The organism is Amycolatopsis speibonae (genome assembly GCF_042647925.1).
Classification (GTDB): Bacteria; Actinomycetota; Actinomycetes; order Mycobacteriales; family Pseudonocardiaceae; genus Amycolatopsis; species Amycolatopsis speibonae.
Genome location: NZ_JBHRWK010000105.1, coordinates 140,628 through 157,585 on the forward strand (window position 1 = coordinate 140,628; position 16,958 = coordinate 157,585).

10 protein-coding genes are annotated in these 16,958 nt (G+C 71.0%); 3 read left to right on the forward strand and 7 right to left on the reverse strand.

What is annotated here, in order from left to right; genetic code table 11:
* The first annotated feature begins 47 nt into the window (after nucleotides 1-47).
* Entirely contained in the window at nucleotides 48-1,124 is a 1,077-nt protein-coding gene (gene cobT, locus ACFOSH_RS41490) for a nicotinate-nucleotide--dimethylbenzimidazole phosphoribosyltransferase (protein ID WP_378246832.1), read from the forward strand.
* A gap of 123 nt (nucleotides 1,125-1,247) precedes the next feature.
* Here cobT and ACFOSH_RS41495 read toward each other — a convergent pair whose 3' ends face one another.
* Nucleotides 1,248-2,351 (reverse strand): branched-chain amino acid aminotransferase, encoded by a 1,104-nt coding sequence (locus tag ACFOSH_RS41495; RefSeq protein ID WP_378246834.1) that lies wholly within the window; start codon nucleotides 2,349-2,351, stop codon nucleotides 1,248-1,250.
* Between the two features lie 117 nt (nucleotides 2,352-2,468).
* Here ACFOSH_RS41495 and ACFOSH_RS41500 point away from each other — a divergent pair, with 117 nt between their 5' ends.
* A complete protein-coding gene (locus ACFOSH_RS41500) occupies nucleotides 2,469-2,780 on the forward strand; it encodes a hypothetical protein (protein ID WP_378246836.1) in 312 nt (103 codons plus the stop codon).
* Here ACFOSH_RS41500 and ACFOSH_RS41505 read toward each other — a convergent pair.
* Both ACFOSH_RS41505 and ACFOSH_RS41510 read right to left on the reverse strand, forming a co-directional pair.
* On the reverse strand, nucleotides 2,777-3,403 hold the full coding sequence (locus tag ACFOSH_RS41505) for a DUF402 domain-containing protein (RefSeq protein WP_378246838.1): 627 nt from the start codon (nucleotides 3,401-3,403) through the stop codon (nucleotides 2,777-2,779). The two genes, ACFOSH_RS41500 and ACFOSH_RS41505, sit on opposite strands and share 4 nt — an antisense overlap.
* Nucleotides 3,396-4,265 (reverse strand): hypothetical protein, encoded by an 870-nt coding sequence (locus ACFOSH_RS41510; RefSeq protein WP_378246840.1) that lies wholly within the window; start codon nucleotides 4,263-4,265, stop codon nucleotides 3,396-3,398. The genes ACFOSH_RS41505 and ACFOSH_RS41510 overlap by 8 nt, the downstream gene beginning before the upstream one ends.
* A 132-nt stretch (nucleotides 4,266-4,397) precedes the next feature.
* Between ACFOSH_RS41510 and ACFOSH_RS41515 the strand changes: the two genes are divergently transcribed.
* Nucleotides 4,398-5,900, forward strand: a complete 1,503-nt coding sequence (locus ACFOSH_RS41515; RefSeq protein ID WP_378246842.1) for a leucyl aminopeptidase — start codon at nucleotides 4,398-4,400, stop codon at nucleotides 5,898-5,900.
* 118 nt (nucleotides 5,901-6,018) lie between these two features.
* Here ACFOSH_RS41515 and ACFOSH_RS41520 read toward each other — a convergent pair whose 3' ends face one another.
* From ACFOSH_RS41520 to ACFOSH_RS41535, 4 genes are read right to left on the reverse strand one after another with little or no spacing between them, the layout of a single operon-like run.
* A complete protein-coding gene (locus tag ACFOSH_RS41520; RefSeq protein WP_378246844.1) occupies nucleotides 6,019-7,824 on the reverse strand; it encodes a hypothetical protein in 1,806 nt (601 codons plus the stop codon).
* Nucleotides 7,821-12,797: a hypothetical protein gene (locus ACFOSH_RS41525; protein ID WP_378246846.1), complete on the reverse strand. Its 4,977-nt coding sequence runs from the start codon at nucleotides 12,795-12,797 to the stop codon at nucleotides 7,821-7,823. The genes ACFOSH_RS41520 and ACFOSH_RS41525 overlap by 4 nt, the downstream gene beginning before the upstream one ends.
* Nucleotides 12,790-15,801, reverse strand: coding sequence for a hypothetical protein (locus tag ACFOSH_RS41530; protein WP_378246848.1), 3,012 nt, complete (start codon nucleotides 15,799-15,801; stop codon nucleotides 12,790-12,792). The genes ACFOSH_RS41525 and ACFOSH_RS41530 overlap by 8 nt, the downstream gene beginning before the upstream one ends.
* Nucleotides 15,798-16,952: a Kelch repeat-containing protein gene (locus ACFOSH_RS41535; protein WP_378246850.1), complete on the reverse strand. Its 1,155-nt coding sequence runs from the start codon at nucleotides 16,950-16,952 to the stop codon at nucleotides 15,798-15,800. Before ACFOSH_RS41535 ends, ACFOSH_RS41530 begins: the two co-directional genes overlap by 4 nt.
* Nucleotides 16,953-16,958 lie beyond the last annotated feature (6 nt).

The following is a 16,958-nucleotide window of genomic DNA, read 5'->3' on the forward strand; positions in this document are numbered from 1 at the left end:
TGGGTAGGTTGGGCGCGGCCACCGAAGCGATCCGAAGGGGCAGGGCGTTGGACGACGAAATCCTCGAGTTCGCCGAAGTCGAGCAGCCGGATGAACACGCGCGTTCGGCAGCGATCGCGCTGCACTCGAAACTGATCAAGCCCGCGGGCTCGCTGGGCAGGCTCGAAGAACTGGGTGTCTGGGTCGCGGCCTGCCAGGGGCAGTCGCCGCCGCGTCCGTTCACGCGGCCCCGGGTCGTGGTGTTCGCCGGAGACCACGGCGTCGCCGCGAAGGGTGTCTCGGCGTATCCGGGCGAGGTCACCGCGCAGCTCGTCGGCAGCATGCTGACCGGCGGCGCGGCCATCAACGTGCTGGCGGCGTCGGCGGGCGCGAGCGTGCGGGTCGTCGACATGGCCGTCGACAGCGACGCCCCCGCCACACGATCGATCGGCGAGTTCAAGGTGCGGCGCGGATCCGGCTCCATCGACGTCGAGGACGCGCTGACCGATGACGAGGCACGGGCCGCCCTCCGCGCGGGCCGGGCGATCGCCGACGCCGAGGTCGACGGCGGCGCCGACCTGCTCATCGCGGGCGACCTCGGGATCGGGAACAGTACGCCGGCCTCGGTGCTGGTCGCGGCGCTGACCGGCAGCGAACCGGTGGCCGTCGTCGGCCGCGGTTCGGGGATCGACGACAACGCCTGGATGCGCAAGGCCGCTGCGGTCCGGGACGCGCTGCGGCGGGCGAGGACCGTGCTGGCCGACCCTGTCGCGCTGGTGCGCACCTCCGGCGGCGCCGACATCGCCGCGATGGCGGGCTTCCTCGCCCAGGCCGCGCTCCGGAAGACCCCGGTGATCCTGGACGGCCTGGTCGCCTCCGCGGCCGCGCTGGTCGCCGAGGAACTCGTCCCGGGCGCTCGGCAGTGGTGGGCCGCAGGGCAGCGTGGCGGCGAACCCGCGCACGCGCTGGCGCTGGAGCACCTCGACCTGGAGCCGATCCTGGATCTGGACGTGCGCCTCGGTGAGGGGACGGGCGCCGTCGCGGCGCTGCCGCTGCTGTTCATGGCGACGCGGGTGCTCGCGGAGATGGCGACGCACGAGCAGGCCGGGGTGAGCGGGCCACTGATCGAGGCTCCCGCTTCCTGACGCCCTCCCGCGTTTAGTCCTCTGAATGCGGAAGAGAGAGGCGCGGCGGTGGCGCCTCGGTACAGGACCTCGTGAGTGGCAAGTGGGGTTAGAACGACACTTGCCACTCACGAGGTCTGAGGCTCAGGCCAGCGGGTACATCCAGCCCTCGGGAGCGGGCCGGGTGCCCTCCTGGATCCCGGTCAGCGCGCCGCGCAGCTTCATCGTCAGCTCGCCGGTCTGCCCGCCCGCCACGGAGAACTCGCCGCCCGCGTGCTTCACGTGCCCGACCGGGGTGATGACCGCCGCGGTGCCGCAGGCGAACACCTCGGTCAGCTCACCCGAAGCCGCCGCCCTCTCCCACTCGTCGGTGGAGATGCGTCGCTCCTCGACCTGGTGCCCGAACGACTTCGCCAGCTCCAGCAGCGACTTGCGGGTGACGCCCGGCAGCAGCGACCCGGTCAGTTCCGGGGTCACGACGCGGGCCTCGTCACCGGAGCCGAAGACGAAGAACAGGTTCATCCCGCCCATCTCCTCGATCCAGCGCCGCTCGACGGCGTCGAGCCACACGACCTGGTCACAGCCCTTTTCCACGGCCTGCGCCTGCGCCACGAACGACGCCGCGTAGTTGCCGGCGCATTTGGCCTCGCCGGTACCGCCGGGGACCGCGCGCACGTACTCGGTCGAGAGCCACACGCTCACCGGCTTCACGCCGCCGGAGAAGTACGAGCCGGCGGGCGAGCCGATCAGCGCGTAGAGGTACTCGTTCGCGGGCCGGTTGACGCCTAGCCCGGCTTCGGTGGAGATCATGAACGGGCGCAGGTACAGCGACTCGCCCGGCTTCGTCGGGACCCAGCGGCTGTCGACCGCGATGAGCTCGCGGATCGAGTCGAGGAAGACCTCCACCGGCAGCTGCGGCATGGCGAGGCGCTCGGCCGAGTTGCGGAACCGGATCGCGTTCGCGTCGGGCCGGAACGCGGCGATCGTGCCGTCGGGCTGGCGGTAGGCTTTGAGGCCTTCGAAGATCGCCTGGCCGTAGTGCAGCACGGAGGTCGCCGGGTCGAGCGTCAAGGGTGCGTACGGCCCGACGGTCGCGTCGTGCCAGCCCTGCTCGGCGCTCCACTTCACGGTCACCATGTGGTCGGTGAAGTGCAGCCCGAAGCCGGGTGCGGCCAATACGTCCGCGACGCGTTCCGGGCTCGCGGGGCTCGGGTGCGGGAGGTGGCTGAACTGCGTCGAGGTCGTCATGTCTAAGACGATAACGCTTGGTCGGACCCACGTTAGTCGGACGTCCGCATATCTTTACCGCCGTCGAACTGTCCGTCAGGACGAACACGCGAGGGCCCGCGCCCCTAGGATGGCGGCGTGACGTACAACCAGATGCAGCCCGCCACCCCGGCCCAGCCCGCCACCCCCGGCGCGGGGGCCGACGTCAAGACCTTCGCGACGGCGGTGCTGCTGACCTTCGGCACCGGCCTGCTGATGATGGACGGCTGGGCCCTGCTGGACAGCGGCTTCGGCGCGTTCCTCGGCCTGGTCGGAGGCGGTTTCGGCATTTTCTGGTGGCGCCACATCCACGGCAAGGCGTTCCCGCGCGAGCTGTCCACCAAATCGGTGGTCGTCCTCGCGGTGATCAACGTCGCGCTCGCGGCGCTGCTGCTGCTCCTCGTCGGCTAAAGCAGCCCATCGGGCAGACCGGGCGCCGGCCAGCCCGGGTCCGGCCGGAAGTCGGTCCACGTCCCGTCGAAGGGGAACCGCCCGGCCGTCGCGAGCGCCCCGATCCGCTCGCCCTCGGCACGCAGCCTCTCCAGCTGACCCGCGGTGATGCGCCCGGCCAGAACGGCCTCCTCGGCCTCGTCCTCGTCCTTCCACTGCCAGCGCCCGCCGGGCTCGACGGCGACGTCCAGGATGCCGTCGATCCGATCCGGCCCGGACGGTGTGCGCCCCAACGGGACCTCGAGGTTGACGTACCAGTTCAGGAAGTCGCCGCCGGCGTCGAAGAACCACCAGACCGACGACCATTCGTCGTCGGCGATCCGGCGCAGCGTCGAGGTGTCTCGCCAGAAGTCGGCCACGCGCACCCGCGGCACCCGGAACCGCTCCTCGAGCGGCGCCTCACGGAAGAGCCGCCCGTCGGCGAGCCTGCTGCCGATGATCGGGGTGTCCGCGGGAAGCCAGCCGAGCAGCACGGCGCCGTCGTCGGCGATGACTCGCAGCGGATGATGCTGGCCGATCGAGCCGTCCGGTCGCAGGAACCGCTCGACGACCGTGTCGCCTGGAGCCCAAAGAGGATCACGCACACCTTGAACGGTCACTCCTCGAACGGTACCGACGGGCGCGGACCCGCAGAACCAGTTCGGCGAGCGTTCCCACTCCCGCGAGCCCGAGGGCCACTACCGGCCCAGCGAAGGCGGCGGCGACGGCCACGATCAGTCCACAAGCGAGTGTCGTCTTCGGACGTTCCGGGGAAAGCCGTTCCCGGCCGTCGGTGAAGGCGTCCACCGCGACGGGGACGGTCGCCACGGCGACGATCACGGTCAGGACCGGCAGTAGCGAGACCGCGTCGGCCGCCGCGAGGAGTTCACGGAACGACGTCGCCGAAAGCCCCAGCCGGACCGGTCCCAACTGGTAGAGGGCGACGGCGATGATCGCCACGGCCACAGCGCCCACCGCGGCCGCGCGGCCGGCGCCGGGACGGCGGGGCACCAGGAACGGCAGCAGGACCAGCACGGCGAGGCCGAGACCGGGTACGGACGGCGGATCCGGTGCGATGAACTGCGCCAGGGGCGGGATGCCGACGCAGATCGCGATCAGGGACGCGGCCGCGACCAGCAGGAGCCCGGTGACCCAGCGGGCGGCGTAGTCACCGAGACGGACCCCGGCGAGGTCGGCGGCGCCCACCACCACGGCGAACACCGCGGCGGCGACTCCCGGGGCGGCGGGGAAGACGTACTGCCCGAACGTCGTCGCGAAGACCACGACCAGGCCCAGGCGCGAAACGGAGCCCGCGATCCGCTCGGGCCCGGTGTCCCCCAGCGGCGGCAGCAGTGCCTCCGACGCGACGGCGAGCAAGGCCGCCACGACGGCGGCGAAAAGTACCCAATAGTCCGCTCCGGAGGTACCCACCGCCAGTGCGATGAGCAGACCGCCAGCCAGCCGCACGCCGTCTCCCTTCCTGTACACCGAGTGACCCCGTCGGCCCCGCTGTTCCCCCTGGTCCCGCTGTCATTAGCATGGCTCACGATCCAACCGGGCGGACGCCCGGTACCACCGCGAACGCGCGAGGAGCCAGAAGTGACCGTGCCGAAGCTTGCCCTGACCGAGAACGCCGAAGCGGCGCTGGCCAAGACGCGCGCCGACGTCGTCGTCATCGGCACGTGTGAGGGCGAGGACGGTCTGGCGCTCGCCGCCGGTTCCTCCGTTGCCGACACCGCCTTCGACGGCAAGCTCGCCGAGGTCCTCGGCACGCTCGGCGCGTCCGGCAAGGCCGACGAGGTCGTCAAGGTACCGACGCTGGGCAAACTGTCCGCCGGCGTCGTGCTGGCCGTCGGCCTCGGCAAGGCGGGCGCCGACGGCGTCACCGCCGAGCAGGTCCGCCGGGGCGCCGGTGCCGCCGCGCGGGCACTGAACGGCACCGAGCGCGCGTTCGTCACGCTGTCGGCGATCGACCTGCAGGCCGCCGTCGAGGGCACCGCGCTCGGCGCGTACTCCTTCACCGAGTACCGCTCCGAGAAGGGCGACGGCCCGGTCGCCAAGGTCGACTTCGTAAGCCCCGAAGAGGGCACCGCCAAGGACCACAAGGCGACGCTGAAGGCCGCCACCCTGATCGCGGAGTCGGTCATCATCGCCCGCGACCTGATCAACACCCCGCCGAACGACCTGTTCCCGGCCTCCTTCGCCGACCGCGCGAAGACCCTGGCCGAGGCGAACAGCCTCGAGTTCGAGGTCCTCGACGAGAAGGCCCTCAAGCGCAAGGGCTTCGGCGGCATCCTCGGCGTCGGCGGCGGTTCCTCGCGGCAGCCGCGCCTGCTGCGCGTCGCCTACAAGCCCGCGAAGGCGGTCAAGAAGGTCGCGCTGGTCGGCAAGGGCATCACCTTCGACTCGGGCGGCATCTCGATCAAGCCCGCCGCGAACATGGACCACATGACCTCGGACATGTCGGGCGCGGCCGCCGTGCTCGCCTCCGTGGTGCTGGCCGCGAAGCTGAAGTACCCGCTCGAGGTCGTCGCGCACATCCCGCTGGCGGAGAACCTGCCTTCGGCCACCTCGTACCGGCCGGGCGACGTGCTCAGCATGTACGGCGGCAAGACCGTCGAGGTGCTCAACACCGACGCCGAAGGCCGTCTCGTGCTGGCCGACGCGATCGTGCGCGCGGGCGAAGAGAACCCCGACTACCTGATCGAGACCTCGACGCTGACCGGCGCGCAGGTCGTGGCGCTGGGCAACCGCACCGCGGGCGTCATGGGTTCGGACGAGTTCCGCGACCGGATCGCCGGCATCGCGCAGGCGACCGGCGAGGGCGGCTGGGCCATGCCGCTGCCGGAGGAGCTGCGCGCCGACCTCGACTCGCGTCTCGCCGACCTGGCCAACGTCACCGGGCACCGCTGGGGCGGCATGCTCGCCGCGGGCATCTTCCTGCGCGAGTTCGTCACCGAGGGCCTGCCCTGGGCGCACATCGACATCGCGGGCCCGTCGTTCAACACCGCCGGACCGTGGGGCTACACCGGCAAGGGCGGCACCGGTGTCCCGGTCCGCACCATCGCCGCGGTCCTCGCGGACATCGCCGCGAACGGCTGACCTCTGGTCAGGTCGGCGCACGTAGGCATCGGTCCAGGGTCGTGAGTGGTAAGTCGCGTTAGAACGACACTTATCACTCACGACCCGCCGGACCGAACGGCCACCGGCCCGCCGCGCGTCACGGCATCGGAGTGTCCACCACCAGGTCGAAGGCCAGCCCGCTGGAGCCCTCTCCCCGGCCGACACCGCGCCGCGCGCTGAGCCAGACGACGGCGCGCCCGTCGTGCCAGCGCGTCCGGTTGTAGGCGAGGGTGACCCGCGTGCCCGCGCGGGTCACCTCCTCCTCGTGGAGGAAGTACTGCGGCTTCTCACCGGCCTGCCGTTCGTCGAGCCCCACCCGGAGCAGGCTCGTCCGCGGCCTCACCGGCGTCGCGTCGACCACGCTCGGCATCGCCGCCCGCTGCAGCCGGATCTCGCGGTTGTCCCCCGGTTCGTGCACCGGGATGAACGGGATCCAGTGTCCGGGCACGGAGTTCATCGCGAAGTACGAGATCGGCGCGCGCGGCGGGTCCGCGTCGGCCGTGGCGGGGGCCGCGTCGTGCAGCCGTTGCCGGAACGTCGTGACCTCCGCGGCCGCCTCGCTTCCCCGGCGCGGTTCGCCCAGCGGCGTGCTCACGGTCTGCTCGATCCCCCAGACGAGGTTCGCGTTCTCGTCCCGGATCAGCAGGACCTCCTCCAGAGCGGGTCCCTCGGTCACCTTCGGCACGCTCGGCGGCAGGAAGAGGTCCGTGTCCGCCCGGACGTCTTCGGGGCCGAGGGTGTCCAGGGTGAACATCGACCACCGCTTCCATTCCTCGTCGCGTCCGTCGCCCGCCGGGGTGATCCACTGTTTCTCCCCGAACACGTCGGTGACGACCAGCCCCTGGATCCTGGACAGCGTCCCCGCGGGCAGGTCGCACGGCACCTGGTACCAGTCGTTGGAGAACACCAGGGCGAATTCGAGGAAGACCAGCCGGGCGAGATCGGTGCTGTCCGGGCGGACGGCGGCGAAGTTGGTCTTCCCGTCCTCCTGTGCCCACCAGCGCGGCAACGGCATCCCGGAATAGCGGACCGGCGCCGGGAACACCGTCCGGGTGAGCGTCGGCTCCGTCGGTCTGGTCCCGCCGAGCGGTTCCTTGGGGTCGACCGAGAACGCGTGCCACTCCAGGGTGCCGCCGGGGTACTCGGGGGCGGCCAGTTTCTTCTCCCCGCCCGGCGTCGAAGCGGCGACCGAGAACCGGTGCTCGAGCCTGCCCGGATCCCAGGTCGCGTCGGCGGGCGCGGGCTGGTCGACGAGTTTCCCGTACCAGGCCACCAGCCGCTTCCCCAGTTTCCGCAACGTTTCGCGGAGCGAGGGGATGAAGATGGTGAGCCCTTCGTCGGCGTCACGTCCGGCCTTGAGGTGCAGGTAGAACAGGTAGCCGTCCATCCGGCGCCCGGAGATCGCCTGCATCGTCGACCAGACCTCGGGATGCGCCAGCTTCGCGACGTCGTCGGCCTTCGCGGGATCGGGCAGCGCGATGGGGTACCGCTCGATGTAGAACTTCTTGAACCCCAGCACCTGACCGAGCACGCCGGCGGCGGAGTCCAGCAGCTTCAGCCACTGGCGGCCGATCGCGAGCCGCAGATCGAACCCGATCGTCTCGCCGCCGGAGGTGCCATAGGCCAACGGCAGCCGTCGCCGCTCCGCGACCGTCTCCAGTGGACGGTCCGACGCCAGGTCCTGCGGCGGCCCTTGCGGCGACTTGAACCGGGTGGGCCGCGAGGGCGAGACGGCGTAGGTCACGGTGACCGGGCTCCCCGCGTTCGCGCCGTGGAACTCGCCCAGCTGCCACTGCCGCGTGAGCATCCACAACGGATCCCGGACCTCCACGCGCAGCGCCCGGTCGAAACCGACGGTGCGGGGTCTGCCCTCCAGCCTGGTGAACGACGGCGTTTCGGTCATGACGTGGCCTTCCGACGCAGGGTCTCGGACAGCTGGGTCTCGGACAGCACCGTCGCCGGGAGCAGATGCCCCAGCTCGGTACTCGCGAGGTGATCCGGTTCGACAGCGCGCGTCTTCGCCAGGCCGAAGGTTTCCGTGATCGCCTCGACGAGCAGTTCCGGGGTCCAGTTCCCGCCCGGTTCCAGCACCGGCGGGACGACGAGCAGCATGGTCTGCGGCGGTTCGGAATCCGGGCCGTCGTAGTGCAGCGCGATCCCGGTGGTCTCGCGGACGGCGGGGATCACCTCGGTCCATTCGTCGAGCAGGAGCCCGCACTGGCTGTCGCCGCCCAGCGAGGTCTTGTAGTGCGCGGTGTACAGCAGCCTGTCCTGGCCGAGCTGGTCGCCCACCTTGGCGGGGTCGAAGAACTCCATGGCCAGCCAGTGGTCTTCCTCGACGTACGGCAGCTGCACGGGGGTCAGTTCCGGCTCGTTCCAGCCGAGGATGTCGGTGCCGAGCAGTCCGCCGGGGGCGAGCAGCGCGCCCGCCAGCTGCACCGTTTTCTCCCACAGGCGCGGCTTTTCGCGGACCCGCGCCATTCCGTGCAGCCAGTCGTCCACCGGGAAGTCGCGACCTCGGAGGTCGTCGAGGTCCCTGGGCTTCAGATGGGCGATGAGGTCCCGGCTGTCGGCGCGCGCGTCCCGCCAGCGGTCGAGGACGTCTTCCGACGGTGTGAACTCGGGGACGACCAGGACGTCCTCGCCGAGCAGTGCCTTGAGGACGTCGATCCCGGTTCGCACCCGGTCCGGCCCGGTCACGGCCTTGTCGCGCAGCGCCAGCAGCTTCTCGGCGGCCGGTTTCCGGCCGCCTTCGCCGACGAGCTCGGCCTTGAGCTTTCCCGCTCGTGCCAGCAGTTCCCGGCCGTAGGCGACGGCCTGATCCTCGAACGGCTTCAGCGAGAGACCGGCCGGGTCGATGTCGGCCAGCGGCAGCTGACGCGCCACGTCGGCGAGCAGTCCGCCCAGGGTCGGTTCCGACGTCTCCTTGAACCCGGTCAGCCGGTCGAGGCGGATCTTGAATCTGGTGCGGGCCTGCCGCACCCGCGCCCGCATCCCGAACGGCGTCTGCTCACGCGGCACCGGTTTGGTGACGAGCAACCGTTCCGCCTGCTCCAGTATCCTGAACCGCTCACCGTCCGTTGTGGACGGAGGCAGGTTCTCGTACCGGTCCAGCAGGAGGTTCGCGGCCGTGAGCGCGCGTCCCATCCGGCCGGCGATCTCCGCGACGGCGGCGAGGACGGAAGCGAAAACACCGCCCCGCCACAGCGAAAGCTCACCCCAGCCGCTGACCACGACACCGAAGTCACCCGCGGCTTTGGCCAGTTTCGCGTACCGGGCGAGGAAAGCGTCGATCCCGTCGAGGATTTCGGCGCGGGCCGGTTCGCCTGTCGCCGGGTAAAGCGCGCCGAGATCGGCCAGGAACTCAGTGACTTCACCACCTAGATCCGTCAGGGATTCCAGTACGGCAGCCTGCCGTTCCCGGCTCAGCGACACGGCGTCGTCCGCCGCGCGCTCGATCCGCGCGGTCCCGGACGCGGGGATCAGGTCGGTCGGCCGCAGCGGCCGGGCCGTCGTCAGCAGCGACCGCAGGGCACCGATGAGCGGGGACAGTTCGAAGAAGCTGACCTTGCGATCGACCCTTCGCGTGTAGTGGATTTCGAGTTTGGCGTCCGGCCGCGGCCGCGACTTCTCGATGACCACGCCGAGGATCCGGTCGTCGAGGTCGGTCGCCTCGGCCTTCTCCGCCGGGGGCACCGCCCACAGCAGGTCGATCCGTTGCAGTCCCGCCTCGGCCTGGGTCACCACGCGGCTGCGCGGCTCGGCCTCGGGCGGGCGCGCCGGATCCTTCCAGGTGACCAGCGCGGCCACCTCCGACGGCGACGGCAGCACGTCGGCGAGCCACTGGTTCACCGCCGGTTCGGCCCTGGCCCTCGGGTTGTTCCGGCCCAGCAGCGGAGCGCCGTGGTCGGGACCGAGGCCGGGGGTGAACTGCAGGCCCAGCCGGTGGGTGAGCGTGGTCCCGCTGCGCGGGGTCTCGATCACCGCGGGCTCGGGCAGCACACCGCCCTTCGCGTAGGAGTCCAGCGTGGCCGCCGCGCGTTCGGTGTTGCCCTGCAGCACCTGATGCGCGCCCTCGGCGACGACGAGGTCGGCCAGCGCGTCGTGCGCGTTCCGCAGGGCGTCGACCTCGATGCCGATGTCCGTGAGCTCGCCAGGATCGGTCACCTTGGGGACGCCGTCGAGTTTGTAGGGATAGACCCGGTCGTCCTTCTTCAGGGTCTCCACGTGGCGGATCAGGGCGAGGCCGTCGATGACGTTGCCCGCTTCGACCTGTTCGATGCTCGTCGGCGCCCCCTCCCCCTTCGACGGTGGAGCCGTGTCGGCGATCTTGTTCGCCATCAAGGGGAACTTCAGCCGGAGCCCGGCGATGACCTTGTCGAGCCCGATCCGCCGGTCGTGCAGCCCGCGTTCGAAGCGGTACCCCAGCAGCGCGCCGGGCGACTGCCCCTGCCGCATCCCGTCCAAAAGGGACACCGCGACGCGAACCCGGTCCGAGCTCAGGTTCACCGCGAACGTGCTGTCCTCACGCGGCTTGCCGTTGGCGAGGAAACCCGCCCGCAGCACCGCCGCCGTACGCGCGTGGGCGGGTGACGGCGCGTGGACGTAGCCGCCGTTGTCCACGTCGTGCGGCAACGGCCCGGTGCCGAAGATCGGCGGCAGACCGGCGGGAAGGTCCTTCGTGGCCGGGGCCGGACCACGGGAGATGTTCTCCAGCCAGCCGTACGCGCCGAGATGCAGTCCCCGTTTCGAGGCGCCGCCGGCGGGATCCCGGCGCAGTTCCGCCAGCCGTTCGTTGACGAGCCCGAGCCGCCAGGCGTCGAGCCGGTAGGTGGCGCAGTCGAGATGCTCGGCGAACACCCGCTCCAGCCGCGCCGTCGGCAGGCCCGCGAGCAGTTCGACCGCGACGAGCTGCTCGGACCGGCCGGCCCCGGCCGCACCGAGCAGCACGGCCTGCCGCGCAAGCAGGTACAGCAGCGCCGTCGGCCGGACGTTGTCGGTGAAGCCGTCCTCCTTGCGGACCGTCTCCAGGTCGGTCCCTCCGTAATGCGCCAGCCAGGCCAGGTAGTTGCCTTCGGCCGCGTAGGGCCGGATCTTGTCCACTTCGGACAGTGGCCGGTCGTCGACGACCGGACGTTGCACCACCTGGGCATCCTCGGCGAACACCTGCCGCAGCAGGCCGGGATCCTCGGCGTGGTGACCGAACGCGGCCAGCGTCTCCCGCAGCGGCGTGCTCAGCTCGGCTTCGAGCCGTTCCGCGAACAGGTCATCGACGCTCTGGGCGTCGCGGAGGTGGTACTCGGCCGACGTCGGGTGCAGCGCGAGGATGTCGAGCAGCTTCTGGTGCGGGTCCCCGACGGCCGAATCGAGGTACTGGACCCGCCCGAGCGCGGCCTGCCAGTGCGTCGCCGCCTGCTTCAGGAGCTCGTTCAACGCCGTCCGGTGCCCGGCGGTGGCGGGAAAGGCGAGTTTGGTGAACACCGTCGTCGGCAGGATCCCGTAGGGCTGCCTGCCGATCTTGACCACCGGCAGCGGGCCGCGTCCGGAGACGTGGTCAAGGAAGAACTGCCGCGTCTGCGCGATCTGTTCCTCGGTCAGCACTCCGTCGAGCAACGCCGGGAGGTAGTAACCCCAGGTGGCGGGCCACAGCGCGGTGTGCGCCGCACGGGCGTCGCGACGGTCGAAGCCGTCGGCGTTCGGGACCCCGGCCAGGACCGCCGGGTCGATGCCCAGCAGTTCTGCGAACCACTCGCCGTCGTTCTTGTCCCCGGCGGCTGCCGTGAACCCGGCCGCGGTGGCGAGCGCGGATTCGGCCGCGGCCTTCGGATCCTGGCCCGCGGACGCCTGTTCGGAGTTGTTGGTCGGCGTGCCCTGCGGCAGGAACGCGAACCCGGCGGGCGTGCGGATCTGGTCGGCGAGCAGCCCGCCCCAGTCGGCCGCCGTCTTCTCCGGTGTCGCCTGCTCGCGCAGGCCGAGCACGACGAGCCTGTCTAGCTTCTCGGCGAAGGCCGCTTCCAGGGTGATCCGGATGCCCATCCCGACCGCTTCCGCGGCCTTGAACTCGGTCAGCCATTTCAGGGCGTCCGGGACCCGCAGCGCGCCGGTCTCCTCGGTGACCTTGAGCTGTTTGTCCTTCTCCGTCCCCGGGTCGGGGCTGACCGCGAGTTCGGGTTTGACCGGCTCGCCGTTCCTCGCGAACACGCGCGCGCCACCGACGTAGCCGTACGCGGTGAATCTGTCCGGCAGCAGCCTCGCCGTCGCGGCCACGGTCCAGGAGTCTTCCGCGATATCACCGGGCGGCAGCGGCGTGAGCTCCAGGAACGCCACCACCACCTCGGTGCCCGGCGTCGACGGCGCACTGTCCACACCGGACGGACGGCGGTCGCGGATCGTCTTGGCCCGCCCGGCCCCGACGGCGGCGAGCAACGCGATGTCGGCCTCACGCAGCTTTCCCTGGTCACCGTGCGCACGCCAGACGGCGGTCCAGTACGTCACCGTCGGCTGACGATCCTGCGCCACGACGGGCTGGGGCGTGACGACCACCAGCACCGCCGTACCGCGAGGAACCCCCGTCGGCCGGTCGGCCGGATTGGCGGGCTTGCGGGTCCGCAGCAGCCACGCGGCCCGCCCGGCGGGAACCCGCGCGACGAGCTGCTGCCACGCCGCCTGGTCCCCACCCGGAGCGCCCCCGGCGGCCCAGAGGGTGGTCCAGTACGCGTCCAGCGCGGCGAGTTCGGCACGGGTCGGTTTGGCTTCGAACTTGTCCACCGACCATTCGTCGGGGAACACCCGCACGAGCAGTTCCTGCCCGACGTACCGGGTCTCGACGCGCACCGGCCCGAGCAGCACCGGGAAGTCGAGCTTGAGATCAGGCATCCCGCACCATCTCCTGTGCGTGCACGGCCACCAGAACCGGTGCCTGGAAAAGGATGTAGGCGACGTCGGCGGCGCTGACGGCCGGCGCCCACTCGGTGATGAACTCGTCGTCTTCGCGCTGGCGGATCTTCTCCTGGTCGTCCTTTTCGAGGAACTCGTCGAGGTGGACCACGACCCCTCCGTCGAACCGGACGAAGCCGCTGCCGGGATTCCCGGGGTCGAGATGCCCCCAGGTGGCGTCGTTCCACACCTCGACTTCGGGCAGCGGGCCGGGCGGCGGTTCGTCCAGGCCGAACCGCGGGTCGCCGGGCCGTTCCTTGAGCACGAAGAACCAGCCGAGCTTGTCCGCCCCGCCGGCCCTGGCTTCGTCTTCACTCAGCGGGAAGCCGAGCAGATAGAGGTCCGGGGAGACCTTGGCCTCGTAGACCGGGAGCCGGACCAGCTCGTCGCTCAGCGGCACGTTCGCCGGGACGGGCGCGATGGTGCGCTCGCCACTGGTGTCCGGGGTGCCGTCCTTCTTCAGCGGCCAGACAGCCTTGTGCGCGTAGATCGACACGTTCGGATACTTCTTGAGCAGCTCGCCCCGGATCACCAGGACCAGGTCCTTCGCCTGTTTCTCACCCTGCTTCGGCGGAAGACGGCGATGGTTGTTCTCCCCGAGCTTCGAGGTCTTGGCCCAGCGATGGAGCGGCGGGATGTCGTACAGCCTTTCCCGCCAGGCTTCCCGTGACTCGCCCGGCTCCAGCGGCACCGGACGCGGATCCCAGAACTGCCGGAACGGCGTCCCGCGCTGATCGGTCGGGAACTCGCGCCAGAGCATCTCCCGCGCCATTTCGTGGTTGAGCCCGATCAGATAGGACTCGATGAACTGGCGGTTGTTCTCCAGCAGGGTGATCGAATTCTCCGGCAGGAGCCCGATGTTGGGCACGAAGGTCTCGACCGAGAACTTCAGCAGCTCCTCGTACATCGGCATGTCGAACACCGGGTACGCGAGGATCTCGACCAGGTCGCCCACCGCGATCCGCAGCCGCTCCGGCAGGTTCATCGACGCCACCAGGTTCTCCAGCACGGTCTTCTCCGCGCGCAGGCCGTCGAGCATGTCGTCGATGGTTTCGATCACGCCGAGCTGCTCGTCGACAGGGTCGGCGGCGAGATCAGCGGCGGCTTCGCGCCGGACCAGGCCCAGCGAAGCGGTGGTGACGGGCGGCGCGACCTTCGGCCGGGCGGCGAAGACCTCCTTACGGTCGATCCGGTCCACCAGCAGGTCGAACTGGTCCCCCGCCGTCAGCAAACGTTTGCGCAGCCGCGAACCCGGCCGGGTGATCCGGCGCATCGGCGCGGACATCGGCGCGGCGGCCACCCGGCTTCTGTCCACTTTGTACCCGACGGCGAACAGCTCCGGCGCTTCTCCTTCGGCGGCGCGCGCGAAAGCGGTCGAGGCGCGTTCGACCACCCGCCCGTGCGCGGGCGCCGTCAGCGTCAGCGCCTTCGCCGGCACAGGCCTGTCGTCGACGGCCGCCGTCTTGGGGGCGTACGGCTCGACATGCTTGCCGTGCAGGGCGTTCCCGACCTGACGGCCCAGCTGCGCGGCCCGGATGAGCGCGTTCGCCCGCTGGATGTCCCCGAGCTGGTTCCACGCGGCCGCCATGAACTCCTCTTGCCGCGCCTGGACGACCTTGGTGCCGAACTGGGCGGCGACACGGTGGCGTGGGTCGAGGTTCAGCCGGTGCACCCAGTTGCGCAGTTGCTCCGGCGGCACCGGCTGCCCGTTCTCGGTCAGCAGGGTCTGGGTCAGCGCGGGCCAGCAACCGTAGAGCGGCGGGGTGATCACCGGATCGGGCTGGTCCTCCACCGCGGAGACCCCGGCTTCGGCCGCCTCCGCGTTCGCGGTCGTCGGCGGCTTCTGCCGGTACGCGTTCGCCAGGTTGACGAACCCCGCCATGGCCCGCTGCCACTGGTTCGGATACGGCGACACCGGCTTCGTGTGGTAGCCGTCCCAGTTCTCGAAGGAGTCGGGATGGTCGTCGGTGTCGGGGATCTGGAGCGCCCCGCCGAGTTTCAGCACCCCGTCCGGCGCGGTCGGCGTGGTGAGCGGGGGCAGGTCGTAGATCCTGCGATGCGCGTCCAGGTCACGCCTGCCGACGGGGTTGCCCGCCTCGTAGGGCTTCAGCAGCCGCACCAGGTATTCGAAGTCGCCGACCGTGCTCGTGGTGAAGGACCAGCGGTGGTAGTACGGGAGCACGACGTCACCGGTTCCGGTGCCCCAGCTCGGTTTCGTCGCGGAGAGGTCGTCGGGGACGGCCTCGCCGAGCCCCGCCAGCCTGCCGGCTTCGAACGCGGGCACCAGGAAGGCGTGGTAGGTCGTGCTGGGTTTCAAGTGCCGTGGGCAGAGCACCCGCGAGCAGGCGCTGTCCGGCGCCTCACGCAGCACCCTGCCCAGGTTTCCCAGCGTCCGCGCCATGTCCTCGCCGTCGACGGCGATCCTGCCGTCGAGCTCCCCGTTGACGTGGACGTGCGCCCACGCGCCGAGTTCGTCCTGCGGCTGGAGCGCCTGCGGGTTCTTCACCTTGACGAACGGCAGCGGCTTGTCCGGAAGGAGGCCGTCTTCGAACTCCACCGGGGCCTCGGACAGCACGACCAGCGCGAGCCACGGTGCCAGCCGCTTCTTCGTCTCGTCGGGCTTCGCGGGGCTGTACCGCCAGGGGAAGTCCTCGTCGTAGAACTCGATGTGCGCCAGGTAGTTCGGTTCGAAATTGGTGATCCCCGGCTTCGGCTCGGTCCGGGAAACGGCCCGCGGGTCGACGCCGACGACGTCGCCCGGACCGTAGAGCTGCACCGGCTGGGTGAATTCGCGGCGCAGCGCGGGCTTTCCGTCCTCGATCGCGTCGCCGGTCAGCCTCAGCCCGATCGGGACGGTCGCGCGCGGCCCGGTGGCCTGTCCCTTGATCAGGGTGGTCAGCCCGGTGCGCAGCCACGGGAGGAAGGAGTAGGCGTTCGCGCTCACGAACCGCCTCCGAACTTCTCGGCGGTCTTCGTCAGCTCGGTCTTCTGGCCCGCCGCCGCCTGCCCGGTGCGCGCGACGCCACCGGCGACGAGCACGGTGTTCCCGGAGGCCACGGCGGCGAAGCCCCACCGCCCTTCGGCCAGCCCCGGCAACGGTTTCCACTCGCCCGCCGCGTAGCGCAGCGCGCTGCGGTACCCGGCCTCGTTCGCGAGGTCGTCGGCGCCCCCGATGACGACGACGGCTCCCGCGCCGACCGCGACGGCCCGATGGAACGCCCGCCCGCCCGGCAGGGGTTTGGCGTCCTTCCACGTCCCCGCCGCCCCGGTCAGGTCGAACACCTCGGCGGTGTCGCGGGCGAACGGGTCGAACGCGCCGCCTTCGGTCACTCCCGGCGCCTTGCCGCCGGTGACCAGCACGGAAGTGGCGGACAACGCCGTCGCCGTATGGCCGCTGCGGGGATGGCGCATGGTCGCGGCGGGTGTCCACGCCGAAGCACCGGCCGCGGCTTCGGAGTCGTAGAGCTCGCAGAAGGCGAGCGCCGGGTCGTCCGCCGTGCCGACAGGCACGTTTCCCCCGCACACCAGCACGTTCTTGCCGAGGACCACGGCGGCGTGCCCGGTGCGCGCGTCGGTCATCTCCCCCGCCGTCGCCCAGGACCCCGCGCCCGCCGGGTCGAACAGCTCGGCCGAGCGCAGTGCCACGGCCTTCCCGTCCGGCCGGAGCGTGCTTCCCCCTGCCACCAGTACTTTGCCGCCGACGAGCACCGCGCTGTGTCCCCAGCGCGCCGTCTTCATCGGCGTCGCGACCGGCGTCCACTTGCCCGTCCCCGGGTCGAACAGCTCGGCCGTCGCCAGCGCCGGACCGCCCACCGCGCCGATCCCGCCGGTGATCAGCACTTTCCCGCCGGGCAACAGGGTCAGCGCGTGCAGCTGCCGCGCGGTGCCGAGGGGGCTGGGATCCGACCACTTCCCCGTGTCGAAGTCGAAGACGGCGCTCTGTTTCACACTGACGGACGAGGCGTCCGCGCCCCCGGCGACGAGCGCCTTCTTCCCGCCTTCGAGCAGGACGGCGGCGTCGTGCTGGCCCGCCCAGGTCACGGCCGTCAGGTAGTCGGGCGCGGTCGGTTCGGCCGCGAGCGTCGGAGTGGTCATGGAAGC